At 39.2% G+C, this 15,152-nt stretch carries 15 protein-coding genes and 1 pseudogene; 7 read left to right on the top strand and 9 right to left on the bottom strand.

The features are described from left to right. Positions 1–21: 21 nt before the first annotated feature. The 4 genes from IPU53_RS03410 to IPU53_RS03395 form a co-directional block, all read right to left on the bottom strand. Positions 22–1,014, bottom strand: a complete 993-nt coding sequence (locus IPU53_RS03410; protein ID WP_207447697.1) for an ABC transporter ATP-binding protein — start codon at positions 1,012–1,014, stop codon at positions 22–24. Between the two features lie 4 nt (positions 1,015–1,018). Next, positions 1,019–2,011 (bottom strand): ABC transporter ATP-binding protein, encoded by a 993-nt coding sequence (locus IPU53_RS03405; RefSeq protein ID WP_207447695.1) that lies wholly within the window; start codon positions 2,009–2,011, stop codon positions 1,019–1,021. A 438-nt stretch (positions 2,012–2,449) separates the two neighbouring features. Continuing rightward, positions 2,450–2,593, bottom strand: a complete 144-nt coding sequence (locus tag IPU53_RS03400) for a lmo0937 family membrane protein (RefSeq protein ID WP_207447693.1) — start codon at positions 2,591–2,593, stop codon at positions 2,450–2,452. A gap of 148 nt (positions 2,594–2,741) precedes the next feature. Further along, complete coding sequence (locus tag IPU53_RS03395) at positions 2,742–3,059, bottom strand: thioredoxin family protein (protein ID WP_207447684.1); 318 nt, start codon at positions 3,057–3,059, stop codon at positions 2,742–2,744. A gap of 350 nt (positions 3,060–3,409) precedes the next feature. On the opposite strand from IPU53_RS03395, the gene IPU53_RS03390 reads away from it, so the two are divergent. Continuing rightward, positions 3,410–4,624, top strand: a complete 1,215-nt coding sequence (locus IPU53_RS03390; protein WP_313886436.1) for an FtsW/RodA/SpoVE family cell cycle protein — start codon at positions 3,410–3,412, stop codon at positions 4,622–4,624. A 274-nt stretch (positions 4,625–4,898) separates the two neighbouring features. Here the strand turns inward: IPU53_RS03390 and IPU53_RS03385 are convergent, their stop codons facing one another. The 5 genes and pseudogenes from IPU53_RS03385 to IPU53_RS03365 form a co-directional block, all read right to left on the bottom strand. Next, complete coding sequence (locus tag IPU53_RS03385) at positions 4,899–5,807, bottom strand: CPBP family intramembrane glutamic endopeptidase (RefSeq protein WP_207447669.1); 909 nt, start codon at positions 5,805–5,807, stop codon at positions 4,899–4,901. A gap of 39 nt (positions 5,808–5,846) precedes the next feature. Next, positions 5,847–6,314 carry a hypothetical protein gene (locus tag IPU53_RS03380; protein WP_207447667.1) on the bottom strand — a complete coding sequence of 156 codons (468 nt, stop codon included), beginning with the start codon at positions 6,312–6,314 and terminating at the stop codon, positions 5,847–5,849. Beyond that, positions 6,311–6,517: a helix-turn-helix transcriptional regulator gene (locus tag IPU53_RS03375; protein ID WP_207448073.1), complete on the bottom strand. Its 207-nt coding sequence runs from the start codon at positions 6,515–6,517 to the stop codon at positions 6,311–6,313. The genes IPU53_RS03380 and IPU53_RS03375 overlap by 4 nt, the downstream gene beginning before the upstream one ends. A gap of 139 nt (positions 6,518–6,656) precedes the next feature. After that, the gene (locus IPU53_RS03370) at positions 6,657–7,010 is read right to left on the bottom strand and encodes a spore coat protein (RefSeq protein ID WP_207447665.1); all 354 of its coding nucleotides are present in this window, start codon (positions 7,008–7,010) and stop codon (positions 6,657–6,659) included. 22 nt (positions 7,011–7,032) lie between these two features. Beyond that, positions 7,033–7,303 (bottom strand): annotated as a pseudogene (locus tag IPU53_RS03365) (hypothetical protein). Positions 7,304–7,653: 350 nt separating this feature from the next. On the opposite strand from IPU53_RS03365, the gene IPU53_RS03360 reads away from it, so the two are divergent. The 6 genes from IPU53_RS03360 (at position 7,654) to IPU53_RS03335 (ending at position 14,959) form a co-directional block, all read left to right on the top strand. After that, complete coding sequence (locus IPU53_RS03360) at positions 7,654–9,987, top strand: 3-hydroxyacyl-CoA dehydrogenase/enoyl-CoA hydratase family protein (RefSeq protein WP_207447663.1); 2,334 nt, start codon at positions 7,654–7,656, stop codon at positions 9,985–9,987. A 277-nt stretch (positions 9,988–10,264) separates the two neighbouring features. Beyond that, positions 10,265–11,446 carry an acetyl-CoA C-acetyltransferase gene (locus IPU53_RS03355; protein WP_207447661.1) on the top strand — a complete coding sequence of 394 codons (1,182 nt, stop codon included), beginning with the start codon at positions 10,265–10,267 and terminating at the stop codon, positions 11,444–11,446. A 203-nt stretch (positions 11,447–11,649) separates the two neighbouring features. Beyond that, entirely contained in the window at positions 11,650–13,434 is a 1,785-nt protein-coding gene (locus IPU53_RS03350) for an acyl-CoA dehydrogenase family protein (RefSeq protein ID WP_207447659.1), read from the top strand. A gap of 276 nt (positions 13,435–13,710) precedes the next feature. Then, positions 13,711–14,070, top strand: a complete 360-nt coding sequence (locus IPU53_RS03345; protein WP_207447657.1) for an arsenate reductase family protein — start codon at positions 13,711–13,713, stop codon at positions 14,068–14,070. A gap of 100 nt (positions 14,071–14,170) precedes the next feature. Continuing rightward, complete coding sequence (gene gcvH, locus IPU53_RS03340; RefSeq protein ID WP_207447655.1) at positions 14,171–14,554, top strand: glycine cleavage system protein GcvH; 384 nt, start codon at positions 14,171–14,173, stop codon at positions 14,552–14,554. 99 nt (positions 14,555–14,653) lie between these two features. Beyond that, positions 14,654–14,959, top strand: coding sequence for a thioredoxin family protein (locus IPU53_RS03335; protein ID WP_207447653.1), 306 nt, complete (start codon positions 14,654–14,656; stop codon positions 14,957–14,959). Positions 14,960–15,152 lie beyond the last annotated feature (193 nt).

Below are 15,152 nucleotides of genomic sequence, written 5' to 3'. Positions count from 1 at the left end.
CTTTTATCAATAATAAGCATATTAATTATATAAATGGCAGGCTACTTTATGCCCTGGCTTCACCTCCTTTAATTGAGGTTTAGTTAAGGCGCATTCCGCAAATGCTTTTGGACATCTTGGGTGAAATGGGCAGCCTTTAGGAGGGTTGGCCGGACTAGGCACATCTCCTTGCAAAACAATCCGTTCTTTTTTCTCCCTTGGATCAGGGGAAGGAATGGCTGAAATTAAAGCTTGTGTATAAGGATGTAGTGGTTCAGCATAGATACTATCCTTTTCACCAATCTCTGCCATGGTTCCTAGGTACATGACACCGATTCGATCACTCATATGTTTTACAACGCTTAGGTCATGAGCAATAAATAAAAACGTTAAATCAAATTCATCCTGCAGCTCTTTCAAAAGGTTCAACACTTGGGATTGCACGGATACATCAAGTGCTGATACTGGCTCGTCAGCAATAATTAATTTTGGTCTGAGAGCTAGGGCCCTGGCGATACCAATCCGTTGTCTTTGTCCACCGGAAAATTCATGGGCATATTTATAATAAGCATCTTCTGGAAGTCCCACTTTGTTCAATAATTCTAACACTTCATTTTTTAAAGCTTTTTGCGATTTATTCGTAAAGTTCATAATCGGTTCTGAGACAACATTTCCAACCATTTGCATAGGGTTCAATGTTGCATAAGGGTCCTGAAACACCATTTGAATATCTTTGCGTATTTCTCTTAGTGATTTACCTTTTAAAGATGTGATGTCTTGACCATTAAATAGAATGCTTCCATCAGTTGGACTTAAAAGTCTTAGGATGGTACGACCTGTAGTGGATTTTCCACAGCCAGATTCACCAACTAATCCTAATGTTTCACCATTTCGGATTGTAAAAGAAACATTATCTACTGCTTTGACATTTCCAATTGTTTTTCTTAAAAAACCACCCTTAATGGGATAGTAGGTTTTCAAATTTTGCACTTCTAATAAATTCTTCTGATCTTGCTTGTTTGATGTATGGCTCATAGGATTACCTCACACTCTCTTTTGGATAGCTACTTTCATATAATAAGCAAGAAACTTCATGTCCTGGCTCCACCTCTCCAAGTTGAGGGGAGATCGTCTTACAATCTGGTTTAGCAAATGGACATCTGTCAACAAACCGACAGCCCACTTGCGGCATATTTTTTAAAGAAGGAACAATGCCTTTAATGGTTGCAAGCTCCTCGACTTCATCTTCAATTCTCGGGATAGCTGCCATCAATAACTTTGTATATGGATGCTGAGGGTTATAGAATAAACGATCGACATTTGTTCGTTCGACGATTTTTCCGGCGTACATGACAATCACTTCATCACACATTTCAGATACAACACCTAAATCATGGGTGATTAAAATGATCGACATATTTGTCTCTTCTTGGATGCTGCTAAGCAAGTCAAGAATTTGCGCTTGTACGGTTACATCAAGAGCGGTTGTTGGCTCATCGGCGATCAATAGCTTCGGTTGACAGGCAATGGCGATCGCAATCATCACTCTTTGACGCATTCCGCCTGAAAGTTGATGGGGGTATTCATCAACAACTGTTTCAGCTCGTGGAATACCAACTTTTTTTAATAATTCGACAGATTTCATTTTTGCTTCATTTTTAGATATATCTTGATGATTTAATAATATTTCTTTTATTTGATATCCAATCGTAAAGACTGGATTTAAGGATGTCATGGGCTCTTGGAAAATCATACTAATGTCTTTTCCTCTAATCTTATTCATTTGATTATCGGATAAGCCAGCAATATTTTTTCCATCAAAGAGAATCTCTCCATTTGTAATTTTTCCGATTCCTTTTGGTAGTAAATTCATAACGGAAAGGGACATGACACTTTTCCCACAACCTGATTCACCAACAACACCAACGACTTGTCGAGGTTTTACAGAGAATGAGACATCATCTACAGCGTTGTAGATCTTTCCATCTATATCAAACCCGGTCTTCAGGTTTTTTACTTCGAGCATATTCATCTCATACACACCTTCAAATATATTATTATTTACTTTTTGTAAATCTATAAATTCAGACAATTCACAATGAATGTCTGAATACCGAGAAATATATCAAAAAGTCCTTTTTATAACTTTATTACTATGTATTTTATAATAGAATAGATTGTATTACAATAACTTTTTTTATTTCACAAAAGTTACAATTGGAAGAAGACGCTTTATTTAATATCAGCGATGAAAAGCATTATAACTTTAAAGTGGTAAAGGAATGACGGGGGCGAATAATTAAAAAACGTGTCGAAAAATCTTGTGTAATAATGTAATATTTTGTATTTTCATCCATTTTAATATTATATAAATATACTGATTTTTAGAAAGGAGATAGAGGAGGAAGGACGTTTATGAAAGGAAAATGAAAGGGAAGGCCCCGATTAAAATCCGGGGCCTTCCCAATAGCTAACGTGTTCGCCCTCTAAAAAGGTTGACAATAAATACAATGACGGCTAGCACGAGTAAAATGTGAATAAGAGCACCGCCAATCTTTGTGACTAATCCTAAAACCCAGAGGATAATCAGAAGACCTATAATTGTCCAAAGCATAAGGAAGCTCCTTTCTTTTTGTCTTTCTACATAATGTACCCATTTTTTTCTAGATCAAACGAAAAAAGGCTTCGGAAGGATATCCGGAGCCTGATAATTATAATGTGGAGATTTCATTCGAACTATTTAAACTGTATGGAGATAACTTTTATTTATTTTCTTCTAAAAATGCTATAACGTCTTCAGGGGTTTTGGCATTAGCACTGTGAAGATGGGCTTGTTTCTCACCATTTTGGAAAATAAGTAGACTAGGTATGCCCATGACTTGATATTGATCGGCAAGCTCAGGGAATTGATCACGGTCAATTTGGTACCAGGTGAATTGTTGATTTTCTTCTATAATATCGCCAATAAACATATCTAGTCGTTTACAATCTGGACACCAGTCTGCTTCAAATTTAATGATGGTTGGTTTTTCACTTGAAATCACTTGCTCAAACTTTTCTTGACTTTGTATATTTTCCATTCGGAACCCTCCATTTGGTTAGTTTTGTATCAATTGTGATTCAACTAAATTGGGGAATCGCTATTTCTTATACTGCGTGTTCAAAAAGGAGGATAAAAAGGACCAAGAAGTTCGAGGCGGCGTAGTCTTGAGCAGCGGAATGTATGCACGTAGATACATGAGCAGCGGAAAGGCAAGCCAACGAAGAAATTCGTAGTGTCATTTTTACCGGACTTTTTGAACATCTTCTTATATTGTACGGATGTTGGACACTATATTTCAATTATCTAGGCTTAGAAATAAAAAGTCCATAATTTGTTCCTTTTTTAATCGCTACATTTTCAGTATAATGGTAAGATGGAGTTCTGAACTTGAAAAAAGAGGAAGAGATTATGACATCATCTAAAAAAGCAATTCCTAAAATAGATTACGGTATAATTTTAACATTAATGCTAATGGCTTTAGTAAGTTTAATTACGATTTATAGTGCTCAAAAAACTGGACAGTATGTAGCGAATTTTGTACCAAAACAAATTCAGTGGTATGTACTAGGCTCTGTTGCTGCCTATATTATGATGCGATTGGATTCAGACCAAATGAAGAAAATTTCTTGGTATGCTTATGGGCTCTGTGCGCTTTCCTTATTTGGTCTTTTGGCGATTGATGCCTTGAATTTTCCGAAGGAGTTCTTTTTAGCCCCAGAAAGAAATGGAGCTCGCAGCTGGTATCAAATTCCGGGTGCAGGTTTAATCCAGCCAGCTGAATTTATGAAAATCTTTTTAATTATGGTGTTGGCGAAAGTGACATCAAGCCATCAGGTAAAATTTGTTCATAAAACGGGCAAGTCGGATTTTTGGCTCTTAATAAAACTAAGTGCTGTTGCAGGAGTTCCCGCATTATTAATCCTGAAACAACCAGATCTTGGTACAGCACTTGTTTTTGTGGCGATTTTATTGGCGGTTATTTTAGTGTCAGGGATTACGTGGAAGATTTTAGTTCCCTTGTTCACCGTTTGTGGGGTTGTTGGCAGTGCTCTTCTCTATATTGCGGTGTATTATCATGAGCTTTTACAGGGGATTTTGGAGCCGCATCAATATAAGCGAATTTATTCCTGGTTAGATCCATATAATTTTCGAACAGATGAAGGTTATCAGCTTGTGAACGCCTTACAATCAATTGGTTCAGGAATGACATCAGGCAAAGGGTTTTTTAAAGGAGAAGTATACATGCCTGAAAGCCACTCTGATTTTATTTTTACTACGATTGGAGAAGAATTCGGTTTTATTGGCGCGAGTATTGTGATTAGTCTTTTCTTCCTGTTAATATACCAAATTACGAAAACGGGTTTAGATACGAAAAACCCATTTTATTCGTATATTTGTGCAGGGGTTGTAGCGATGATTGCTTTCCATGTTTTCCAAAATATTGGTATGACGATTGGATTAATGCCAATAACAGGGATTCCTCTTCCATTTATTAGCTATGGGGGAAGTGGGTTACTAGCCAATATGATGGTGATCGGTATTGTGTTATCAGTACGATATCATTATAAACGATATATGTTTGCTTCTGAAGATGAGGAGTAAGAAAGGCTGTCTACTTTTTAGTAGACAGCCTTTGTGTTTGTTAAGGGAACTATAAAATTGTCGCTTGTGGATAACTTGCTTACCTTGCAGTTGGTGTCTAGCTCCAGCGCCCAGCGACTAGCAAACTTTCAGCTTCTGCTTGCGTAAGTCAACATCGGCTCATGCTTCGTCGTGTATCCTTTATCTCAGGGCTACAGGATGTAGGTCAGAACAGCGTTGCGCCAGGACGGCGCGTTTTTAGCTGTTCATCCTTACTATGAAAGTTTGTACGTCGCTAAACGGGCGCTTGCGCTTTTCTTGTTCTATTTTTTGTGTATAACCAAGTAATAAGGAATCCAATTAAGATGAAAAGTGTGGCAAATAGGCCGCCTTCAAGGCCAAAGGCTCCTCCTGTTAAAAGGGTATTTCCATTCGTATCATCGATTTGGTACAGGCCGTGTGGGGAAATGCCGCTAACTGCAAAGCCAAAAACACTTCCTTGAAAATAATTCCACGTAATATGATACCCAATCGGAAGCCACAAATTATTGGTCCGTTCAAACATATAAGCAAATAATAGACCTACAAAGACAATATTGAGCAAGCCAATAATACTTACATTTGGATTAGCTCCATGGGCAACACTAAAGACCACAGCCGAAACGAGATATATCAGCCATTTTTTATTTTGCCGTGAGGCCATCGTTTGCATGACATATCCACGGAAAAACATTTCTTCAAAAAATCCGACCAGAATAAACATAATGAGAAAACTAAGTGTAAAAGCATTAAAATCCGGTTGTGAAAAAGAGTTCAGCAGCTCGATCTCTCCGATGGCGAGTAAGAAAAGAAAAATCAATGTAATCGAAATCGCACCGAGGAAAAGGCCAAAACCGAAGTCTTTCCATGATCGCTTAAACCCAAGTTCTTTTAGCGTTTTCTTGTTTAGGAATTTCCACAAAAGGATTGTTGCTAGCATTCCTCCAATTGTGCCTCCACCTTGAATAAGCAACAGCATCCATGGTCGATTCTCGAGGGTGGACATGATGTCAATGGTAAAGCTCGCGGATTGATTCGTGAATTCCGTAACCGTCACAAACAGTATTCCGGGGATGGAAAAAATACTCTGGGCAATATACATCGCGACTAAGCCGATTAGAATGAGCCAACCGGAGCGGATTTGGTTGTTTTGATTCGTAAACAACTTTATGACCTCCTTTAATGTTGAGAAAGTTATCTAATGCTAGATTTTTCGAATATGGAAGAAATAGGTAACGATCTGAATCATTGGGATTAGTAGTATGATGATAATCGGAAAATAGCGAAATTGTTCTTCAAATAATGGATAAAAGACGAGAGTAGCAGCTGCTATTGGAGCTGAAACCCAAGTAGCAATATAGGCTTTTCTGCAGGCTTCTCCTGAGATTGCTCGCTCACGCTCATCTTTTTCTGAAAACTGCATAGGGAATAGCCAAAATGATAAATTCTCGTTTTGTTTCTTTTTATGCCGGTAGAAGAATAATAGAATGACAGCATAAATAATAAGAAAAAAGAATGGCCAAGCAGATATCGTAACTTCCCATGGTAAAGCCTGATCTTCTTTTATAATGACTGCAAATTGAGCATAGGCGTCATACAAAGCGGTCAGCACCCATCCTGTTAGAAACAGAGTGAGTAAACTAAGTATCATAAATAAAATAGACTGTTTCATTTGGATCCCTCCTCTTCTAACCAGAAAACTTCTTCCATTGGCAAGTTGAAAATTTTGCAGATTGATAATCCTAATAATAAAGAAGGAGTATAATCGCCTTTTTCAATCGCAGCAATGGTTTGACGAGTCACTCCGACTCGCTCGGCTAAATCTGTTTGCGAATATTGAAATCTGGCACGCAGCTCCTTTACACGATTTTGCATGAACACATACTGCTCCTCCTTATGTTAAATTGGCTTAACATCGTCATTGTAAAGTATAGTTAACCATATGTAAAGCCTAATTAACATTCTCGATAAAAAAGAACAGACCCTTACGAAGTCTGTTCCATTATTTATTTTGTTATTGGATAGTGCCTTGGTAAGGGAATTGAGTTGTGTACCCTTGATGCTGCTGGTAGGATTGTTGAATTTTTTGTGTTTGTTCCGCTTCCAGCTTATACCAGCCTTTTTCAAACATTAGATTAAACAAGTCATGCTGCATGTTTTGTGTTTCATTAAAAATTGCCAATAAATCGTCATAAAGATGTTGATGACTGGCTTCATTTAAGGCAACAGAATAGGCGTTGGTCATATATTTCTCTTGACTTAAAATATCGTTAACAAAATCCCGCTCATTCATTTGCGGTGTTTTCGGAACTTCAGTACTTGGATTCTTAATTTGTTGCATGTTTTGGTTTTGATTTGGATTTTGCATAAAGAGAACTCCTTTCAATATTTTATTGGGTAATGGAATTATTTTGTTGTTTTTCTTCTAAGTGACCTAAAATTTTCATATAATGTTGTTGGTGCATCTGTCCACAGGCTTCCAGTTTGTTTTTAATTTTCTGATCTTGACAATGAGATGCAGCGTGATGAGCTTTTTTCATCGCAAGTAAATTCCATGCAAGCATATCATTAATATAAGAAAAATCCTTTGTTGTAATGACATGGGGGGGGCTGTGGCATAACGGATTGCTGATTTTGTTGGTTCATAGGTTGATTTTGCATCATGATCATTTACCTCCTTTATTTTGACATATATAGTTTGGCTTGCCTTTGGATTATTTATGTATAGGGGTTGAAGATACGTAATAAGAAAATGAAGTCGCACAATTAGGGTTCAAGATGCACAATATGAGGTTGAAGTAGTGCAATCAAGGTTTTAATTTCAGCATTACTCAAGAATGTTCAATAATAAAGTGTAAAGCAGATGGGGTATTTTGTGTAAACCGTCAGTAATTTATTCCTATTGCAAGCGGATACACTTTTCGATATATTGATAATACCAACGAGGATCTTCGTATTACTTTTTTACGAAAAAATGAATGATTGTTCATTCAAAAAAGGAGGAATGTTTTTTGATTGACCGAATTAAAAAGGTGGCTGTGATTGGCTCAGGTGTAATGGGAGCAGGAATTGCTGCTCATTTGGCGAATGTAGGTATCCCGACTTTATTATTAGACGTTGTGCCGGATGAGGCAGGTGACCGTAATCTGTTGGCCAATACGGCTTTAAAAAGATTATTGAAAGATAAACCAGCTCCTCTTACACATAAGAAACGCTTGTCTTTGATTACGCCAGGAAATATGGAAGATGATATCGAAAAGTTAACGGATGTTGATTGGATTATTGAAGTAGTAGTTGAAAAACTGGAAGTGAAAAGGCAAGTATTAAAATTAATTGATCAACACCGACGAGCAGGGAGTGTTGTGAGTTCGAATACGTCTGGCATTTCGGTTGAAGCAATGGCAGAAGGGCAGTCTAAGGATTTCCAAGCGCATTTTCTAGGCACTCATTTCTTTAATCCGCCACGCTATTTGAAATTGCTTGAAGTGATTCCGACTAAACACACTAATCAAGAGGTACTGAATTTTATGAAACGGTTCGGGGAAGATGTACTGGGAAAAGGAGTTGTCGAGGCAAAGGATACGCCTAACTTTATTGCCAACCGAATCGGCACCTATGGATTGCTTGTAACCGTACGCGAGATGTTGGCTGCTGGTTTAAGCATCGGAGAGGTGGATTCCATTACAGGAACCTTGCTTGGGCGGCCAAAGAGTGCCACTTTTCGTACTCTTGATGTTGTTGGGCTGGATACGTTTATCCATGTCGCACAGAACGTTTTTGACAAGGTTAATGGGGCGGAAAAGCAGGTTTTTGCGATCCCGGAATTTATGAAGGAAATGGAAAAACAACATTTACTTGGAAGTAAAGCTGGTAAAGGATTTTATTGGAAAAAAGGAAAGGATATTTTGGAACTAAACCCAGAAACCTTTGAATATCAGCCACGAAAGAAATTAAAAACAACTGGCTTGGAAATGGCCAAACAGGCAAAGGGACTTGAGAGACGTTTACAAACCTTGTTGTATTCTGATGACCCAGCAGGTCAATTTCTTTGGAAAATTATTGCACCTGTCCTGACGATTTCTGCCGAGTTAGTCGGGGAGATTGCCGATGATCTTGTCGCGATTGATCAGGCGATGAAATGGGGGTTTGGTTGGAGAATCGGTCCGTTTGAATTATGGGATGCGATCGATGTTGAAAAAGCAGTAGAAAAGATGGGGGCAGAGGGTATTGGCGTCCCAGACTGGGTTAAAACCATGGTGGAAAACGGACACACCTCCTTCTATCATGATGAGCATTTTTATGGAAGGAATGGAGAATATCAACCTGTTAAAAAGAACCCGAAGGAGATTGATTTACGTTTATTAGAAAAGCAAGGAAGGATCGTAAAGAAAAATAGTGGAGCCAACTTAATAGATATTGGTGATGAAGTCCTGTTATTAGAATTCCAATCCCCTAATAATGCGATTGGCTTTGACATTATTCAGATGATCAACTATGCAATTGACGAAGTGGAGAAAAACTATAAAGGGCTTGTGATTGGCAACCAGGGGAAAAACTTTTGTGTGGGAGCCAATATTGCGATGATATTGATGGCTGCTCAGGATGATGATGTATTTGAAGTTGACCTTATTGTACGGAAGTTTCAAGAGGCGATGTTGCGGATTAAATATAGTGAAAGACCAGTCGTTATTGCTCCATTTGGTATGACGCTTGGTGGAGGCGCAGAGGTGAGTTTACCTGCAACACATATTCAAGCTTCGATGGAAACCTATATTGGCCTTGTGGAAACAGGTGTTGGGTTAATTCCTGGAGGTGGGGGCAATAAGGAATTATATCTCAACATTTTAAGAAACATCCCTGAGGGAGTTGAAGTAGATTTACAAGCGGTTGCGAATCGTGTTTTTGAAACGATCGCACTGGCAAAAGTGTCCACCTCAGCGGAGGAAGCGATTGAAAACAACTTTTTAACACATACGGATGGTATTAGTGTAAATGCTGACCACCAGCTTTGGGACGCTAAACAATGGGTGATCACATTATATGAGCAAGGCTATCAACCACCTGCACCTGAGAAAATTCCGGTGACAGGAGAAACCGGGTATGCTGCTTTATTAGTAGGAGCAGAGGCGATGAGGTTATCTGGATATATTTCAGAGCATGATATGAAAATTGCCAAAAAACTGGCATATGTGATTGCTGGAGGAAATCTGCCGTACGGAACAGTAGTCGATGAACAATATTTATTAAACCTTGAACGGGAGGCATTTATCCAACTTGTCTCTGAACCAAAATCACAAGAACGGATGCAATATATGCTGATGAAAGGAAAGCCGTTAAGAAATTAATAGATTCTTATAATCGTAGAGGTATTCTATTTTACAGAGCGTGTTCAAAAGGGAGGATAAAAAGGACCAAGTCGGTTAAAGACGCTGACGTCCTGTCAGCAACACCGACACTAGTACATCCTGTACGTCGAAAGTTCAAGGCGGCGTAGCTTTGAGCAGCGGAACGTATGCAGTTAATACGTGAGTAGCGGAAAAGCTAGCCAACGAAGAAATTCGCAGTGTCATTTTTACCGGACTTTTTGAACATCCTTTTACAGAGATGGTGAGGAGGAATAACATGCAAGAGGTCGTGATTGTTGCAGGGGCTAGGACTCCGGTTGGAAGGGCCAAGAAGGGGACGCTGGTTTCAACACGTCCAGATGATCTTGGAGCGTTAGTCGTAAAGGAAACGTTGAGGCGGGCAGGAGATTATGATGGAGAGCTTGATGATTTGATTATTGGCTGTGCAATGCCAGAAGCGGAACAAGGAATGAATATGGCGCGGTATATTGGTGCCTTGGCAGGGCTACCTGAGACAGTTCCAGCAATTACGATTAATCGCTATTGTTCATCAGGTTTACAGTCTATTGCTTATGCGGCTGAAAGAATTATGTTAGGTCAGGCTGAGACAATTGTCGCTGGTGGAGCAGAATCGATGAGTTTGGTGCCAATGATGGGGCATGTTGTGCGTCCGAATCGGAAAATTGCGGAAAATGTACCTGAATATTATATGAGCATGGGCCATACAGCTGAGGAAGTAGCGAAAAAATACGGAATTAGCCGCGAGGAACAGGATGCCTTTGCGGTTAGCAGTCATCAAAAGGCCGCCAAAGCGATAGAAGCAGGAAAATTTGCAGATGAAATCATCCCTGTTGAAGTGACCTCACGAAAGGTTGATTCAGATTATAAACTCCAGGAAAAGACAATTTTATTTTCTGAGGATGAAGGCGTCCGAGCTGATACGACAGCAGAGGTGCTAGCGACGCTTCGGCCAGCCTTTTCTGTTAAAGGCACTGTGACAGCTGGAAACTCTTCACAAATGAGTGATGGTGCTGCTGCTGTATTGGTTATGGACCATGAAAAAGCTAAATCACTTGAACTACAACCCATCGCTAAATTCCGTTCTTTTGCTGTGGCAGGGGTTCCACCAGAGGTAATGGGAATCGGTCCGATTGAAGCTGTGCCAAAAGCATTGAAATTAGCAGGACTTGAATTGGCAGATATCGGGTTATTTGAGTTGAATGAAGCTTTTGCTTCACAAGCGATTCAGGTCATCCGTGCTTTAGGAATCAATGAGGATATCGTAAATGTGAATGGAGGAGCGATTGCACTTGGGCATCCACTTGGATGTACAGGAACAAAATTAACACTATCCCTTATTCAAGAAATGAAACGGCGACAAGTGCAATTTGGAGTTGTGACGATGTGTATTGGCGGAGGAATGGGAGCTGCGGGTGTGTTTGAATTGGTCTCGCATTAACTGGTAGTAAGCTCCCCCTACTGCAAGAAGTAGAACAAGATTTAAACTCTTGAGATTATTGCCAGTAAAAGCCCGATTCGTTCTGCTGACAGGATGTTGCGTTTGCCTCAGGATCGATGAATGTAGCTTGAGTCCATCTTGAATTACTTGGAGATGGAACTTCCCACTAATTGAAGTTTCACTTTATCTAAGGAGGAATTGGCATGGGAAATAAGGTTGGGAAAATTATGAAAGGTGGCGCCTTTCTAATTGAAGAACTGAAGCCTGAGCAATTGTTTACTCCAGAAGACTATACAGATGAACATAAAATGATTTACAAAACGAGTGATGATTTTGTTAAGAAGGAGGTTTTGCCGCAAGTTGAATACCTAGAGAATCATGAGTTTGATCGTTCAGTCGAATTGCTGAAAAAAGCGGGAGAACTCGGACTGTTAGGAGCGGATGTTCCAGAAGATTATGGTGGATTAGGGTTAGATAAAATCAGTTCCTCCTTAATCGCAGAGGCGATGTCACAAGCAGGTGGTTTTTCGATCTCGCATGGCGCCCATGTCGGAATTGGTTCACTCCCAATTGTTTTGTTCGGTAATGAAGAGCAAAAGCAAGCCTATCTACCAGCCCTTGCCACAGGTGAGAAATTAGCTGCTTATGCCTTAACAGAACCGGGATCAGGCTCAGATGCATTAGGAGCGAAAACAACAGCTACATTAAATGAAGCCGGCACCCATTATCTTTTAAATGGAGAAAAACAGTGGATCACCAATTCCGCTTTTGCAGATCTTTTTATTGTTTATGCGAAAATTGATGGAAAACATTTTTCGGCTTTTATTGTGGAACGTGATTTTCCGGGGGTCTCTACCGGCCCGGAAGAAAAGAAAATGGGGATTAAAAGCTCATCTACACGGACGTTAATCTTAGAAGATGCAGAAATACCTGTCCGAAATCTTTTGGGTGAAGCTGGGAAAGGCCATCGGATTGCCTTTAATATCTTGAATATTGGGCGTTATAAGCTTGGCGTTGGAGCTGTTGGTGGATCTAAACGTGCGCTTGAAATTACATTAAAGTATGCCAATCAACGAAAACAATTTCAAACGCCGATCGCTCAATTTCATTTAACAAAAGAGAAATTCGGGGCATTGGGTGCGGAGCTATATGCAGCAGAAAGCTCTGTTTATCGAACCGTTGGCTTGTTTGAAGAGAAAATGAGCCAGTTAACAGAGGAGGAAGTAAAAGACGGTAGCAAAGTGGCTGAATCAATTCGCGAATATGCAATTGAATGCTCTTTGAATAAATTTTTTGCTTCAGAAGTATTGGACCATGTAGTCGATGAAGGTGTGCAAATTCATGGCGGATACGGTTATATGCAAGAGTACGAGATTGAAAGAGCGTATCGCGATTCACGGATTAATCGGATCTTTGAAGGCACTAATGAAATAAATCGTTTGCTCGTTCCAGGCACCTTTTTAAAAATGGCCTTTAAAGGGGAGCTCCCATTGCTAGAAAAAGCCCAAACCTTGCAAGAAGAATTAATGATGCTCATGCCAGAAGAGCCGGGAGATGAACCATTAGAGCAAGAAAAATACTTAGTTACTGGGGCAAAAAAGGTGGCTTTAATGATCGCCGGTTTAGGTGCCCAGAAATTTGGCGCGAAATTGGAACAAGAGCAGGAGATCTTAAGTAAGATGGCTGATGTTGTTTCCTTGGCATATGCGATGGAATCAGTTGTGGTTCGGACTGAAAAGGCAATAGCCAAAACAGGTGTTGAAAAAAGTAAGCAAAAACTGCTTTACACAGAAATCTTTTGCCAACAGGCAATCATAAAAGTGGAGCAATTTGCGAGGGAGAGTCTGGCCGCAATTGAAGAAGGGGATACCTTCCGGATGATGAATTCTGCTTTGCGTAAATTAATTCGTCATACACCGATTAATAGTATTGCCAAGAAAAGAGCGGCAGCTGATTGCTTAATTGCGGCTGAACGCTATATTGTCTAATCGCATCACACTGAGATGGGTGCGCTGTCCGACAGGAGAGCACCTTAACTCAGTGTTTTTTATGGTGCGGTTAAAACCTCCCAGCTAATGGCCGAGCCTTTAGATTAAATGGCCAAAGATCTCGACTAAATGATCGCAATCATAGAATGATTGATCGGAATTCTCATTAAACTGGTTGCAACTTGCATGGGTATTTATTAAAAAGACTTTCGTCTATGTGTATGATTATTTTTTATGTTATAATCAGTGCAATCTATTTGGATTGGAGAGATACTAGTGGCTTTACGTTTTTATTGGTATCCTAAATGTGGAACATGTCGAAAAGCTAAAAAATGGCTGGATGAGCATGGAGTAGAATATGAAGAAATACATATTGTCGAGCAGCCTCCATCCCGTAATGAAGTAGAGAAATTATATCAAGCAAGTGGGCTGCCATTAAAAAAGTTTTTTAATACAAGTGGCAGGAAATATCGGGAGCTTGGATTGAAGGACAAGATTGGTACAGCTTCAGAAGATGAATTACTTGAAATCCTATCTAGTGATGGCATGCTAATCAAAAGGCCGATCGTTACAGATGGTCAAACAGTGACCGTTGGGTTTAAAGAAGAGGAATTCAACAATACTTGGACGAGCTAGGCTAACAGAAGTGCCTAAAACCGATAATGCAACAATGTACATAGAACGGTTGAAAAAGGTCGTTTTTGGATAGGATTATTATTACTATGGAGGGATCAAGATGAATACACCAAAAGAATTACTCTATTCAGAAGAGCATGAATGGGTGAAAGAAGAAGGAGAAAAAGTAAGAATTGGAATTACAGAATTTGCACAAGATGAACTAGGGGATATCGTATTTGTCGAGCTTCCTGAAGTAGGGGATAGCGTCACAGCGAATGAACCATTTGGTAGTGTAGAATCTGTTAAAACCGTTTCAGAGCTTTATTCACCACTTAGTGGGAAAGTCGTTGAAGTCAATGCAGACCTCGATGATAGCCCTGAATTTGTGAATGAATCTCCATATGAAAAAGCTTGGATGATTGTTATCGAACCATCGAATAAAAGCGAACTGGACAACCTGATGACCGCGGAAAAATATGCGGAGATGACAAGTGCGGAATAATAGAAGTATTAAATAAAAACACCGTTTTAACCCGCGATCTGCGGGTTAAACTTTTTAATTATGTTAAACGATCATGTATTTTTCTAAAAGGATGATTTCATGAAAGAATGTACAAAAGATGAAATAATAGAAGCCGTAGAAAACAAGCAATCATTGATTCTCTATTTTTACACGCCATTATGCGGGACATGTCAAGTGGCTGGAAAAATGTTGGGAATTGTCGAACAAATGATGGCGGAGCCTCCTTTTAAAAAAGCGGATCTTAATTATTTACCAGAAATCGCTGAACAATTTTCAATTGAAAGTGTTCCGTGTCTGATTCAATTAAATAAAGGGAAAATTGAAAACAAAATCTATGCCTTTCACTCTGTTCCATATTTATATGAGCAATTACATCTGCCTTAATAATTTCAAAAAAGCTCTGTTTTATAGGTTTTTAGTCCTAGTTTTATAGGTCTTTAGATAGAGTTTTTTAAATAGATACTTTTGCACAAAAAAGCGTTTTAACCCCTATATTGTACGTGTTAAGGCTTGTATTGTACGAAATTTTCTATTTTCTTATTTGTTTTTTATCGTTTATAATAGGGAACGTAAAAAG

Source organism: Bacillus sp. SD088 (assembly GCF_017355205.1).
Classification (GTDB): Bacteria; Bacillota; Bacilli; order Bacillales; family Bacillaceae_C; genus Lederbergia.
The sequence above is the reverse complement of the archived record's forward strand: the minus strand, read 5'-3'. Positions and strand labels throughout refer to the sequence as shown.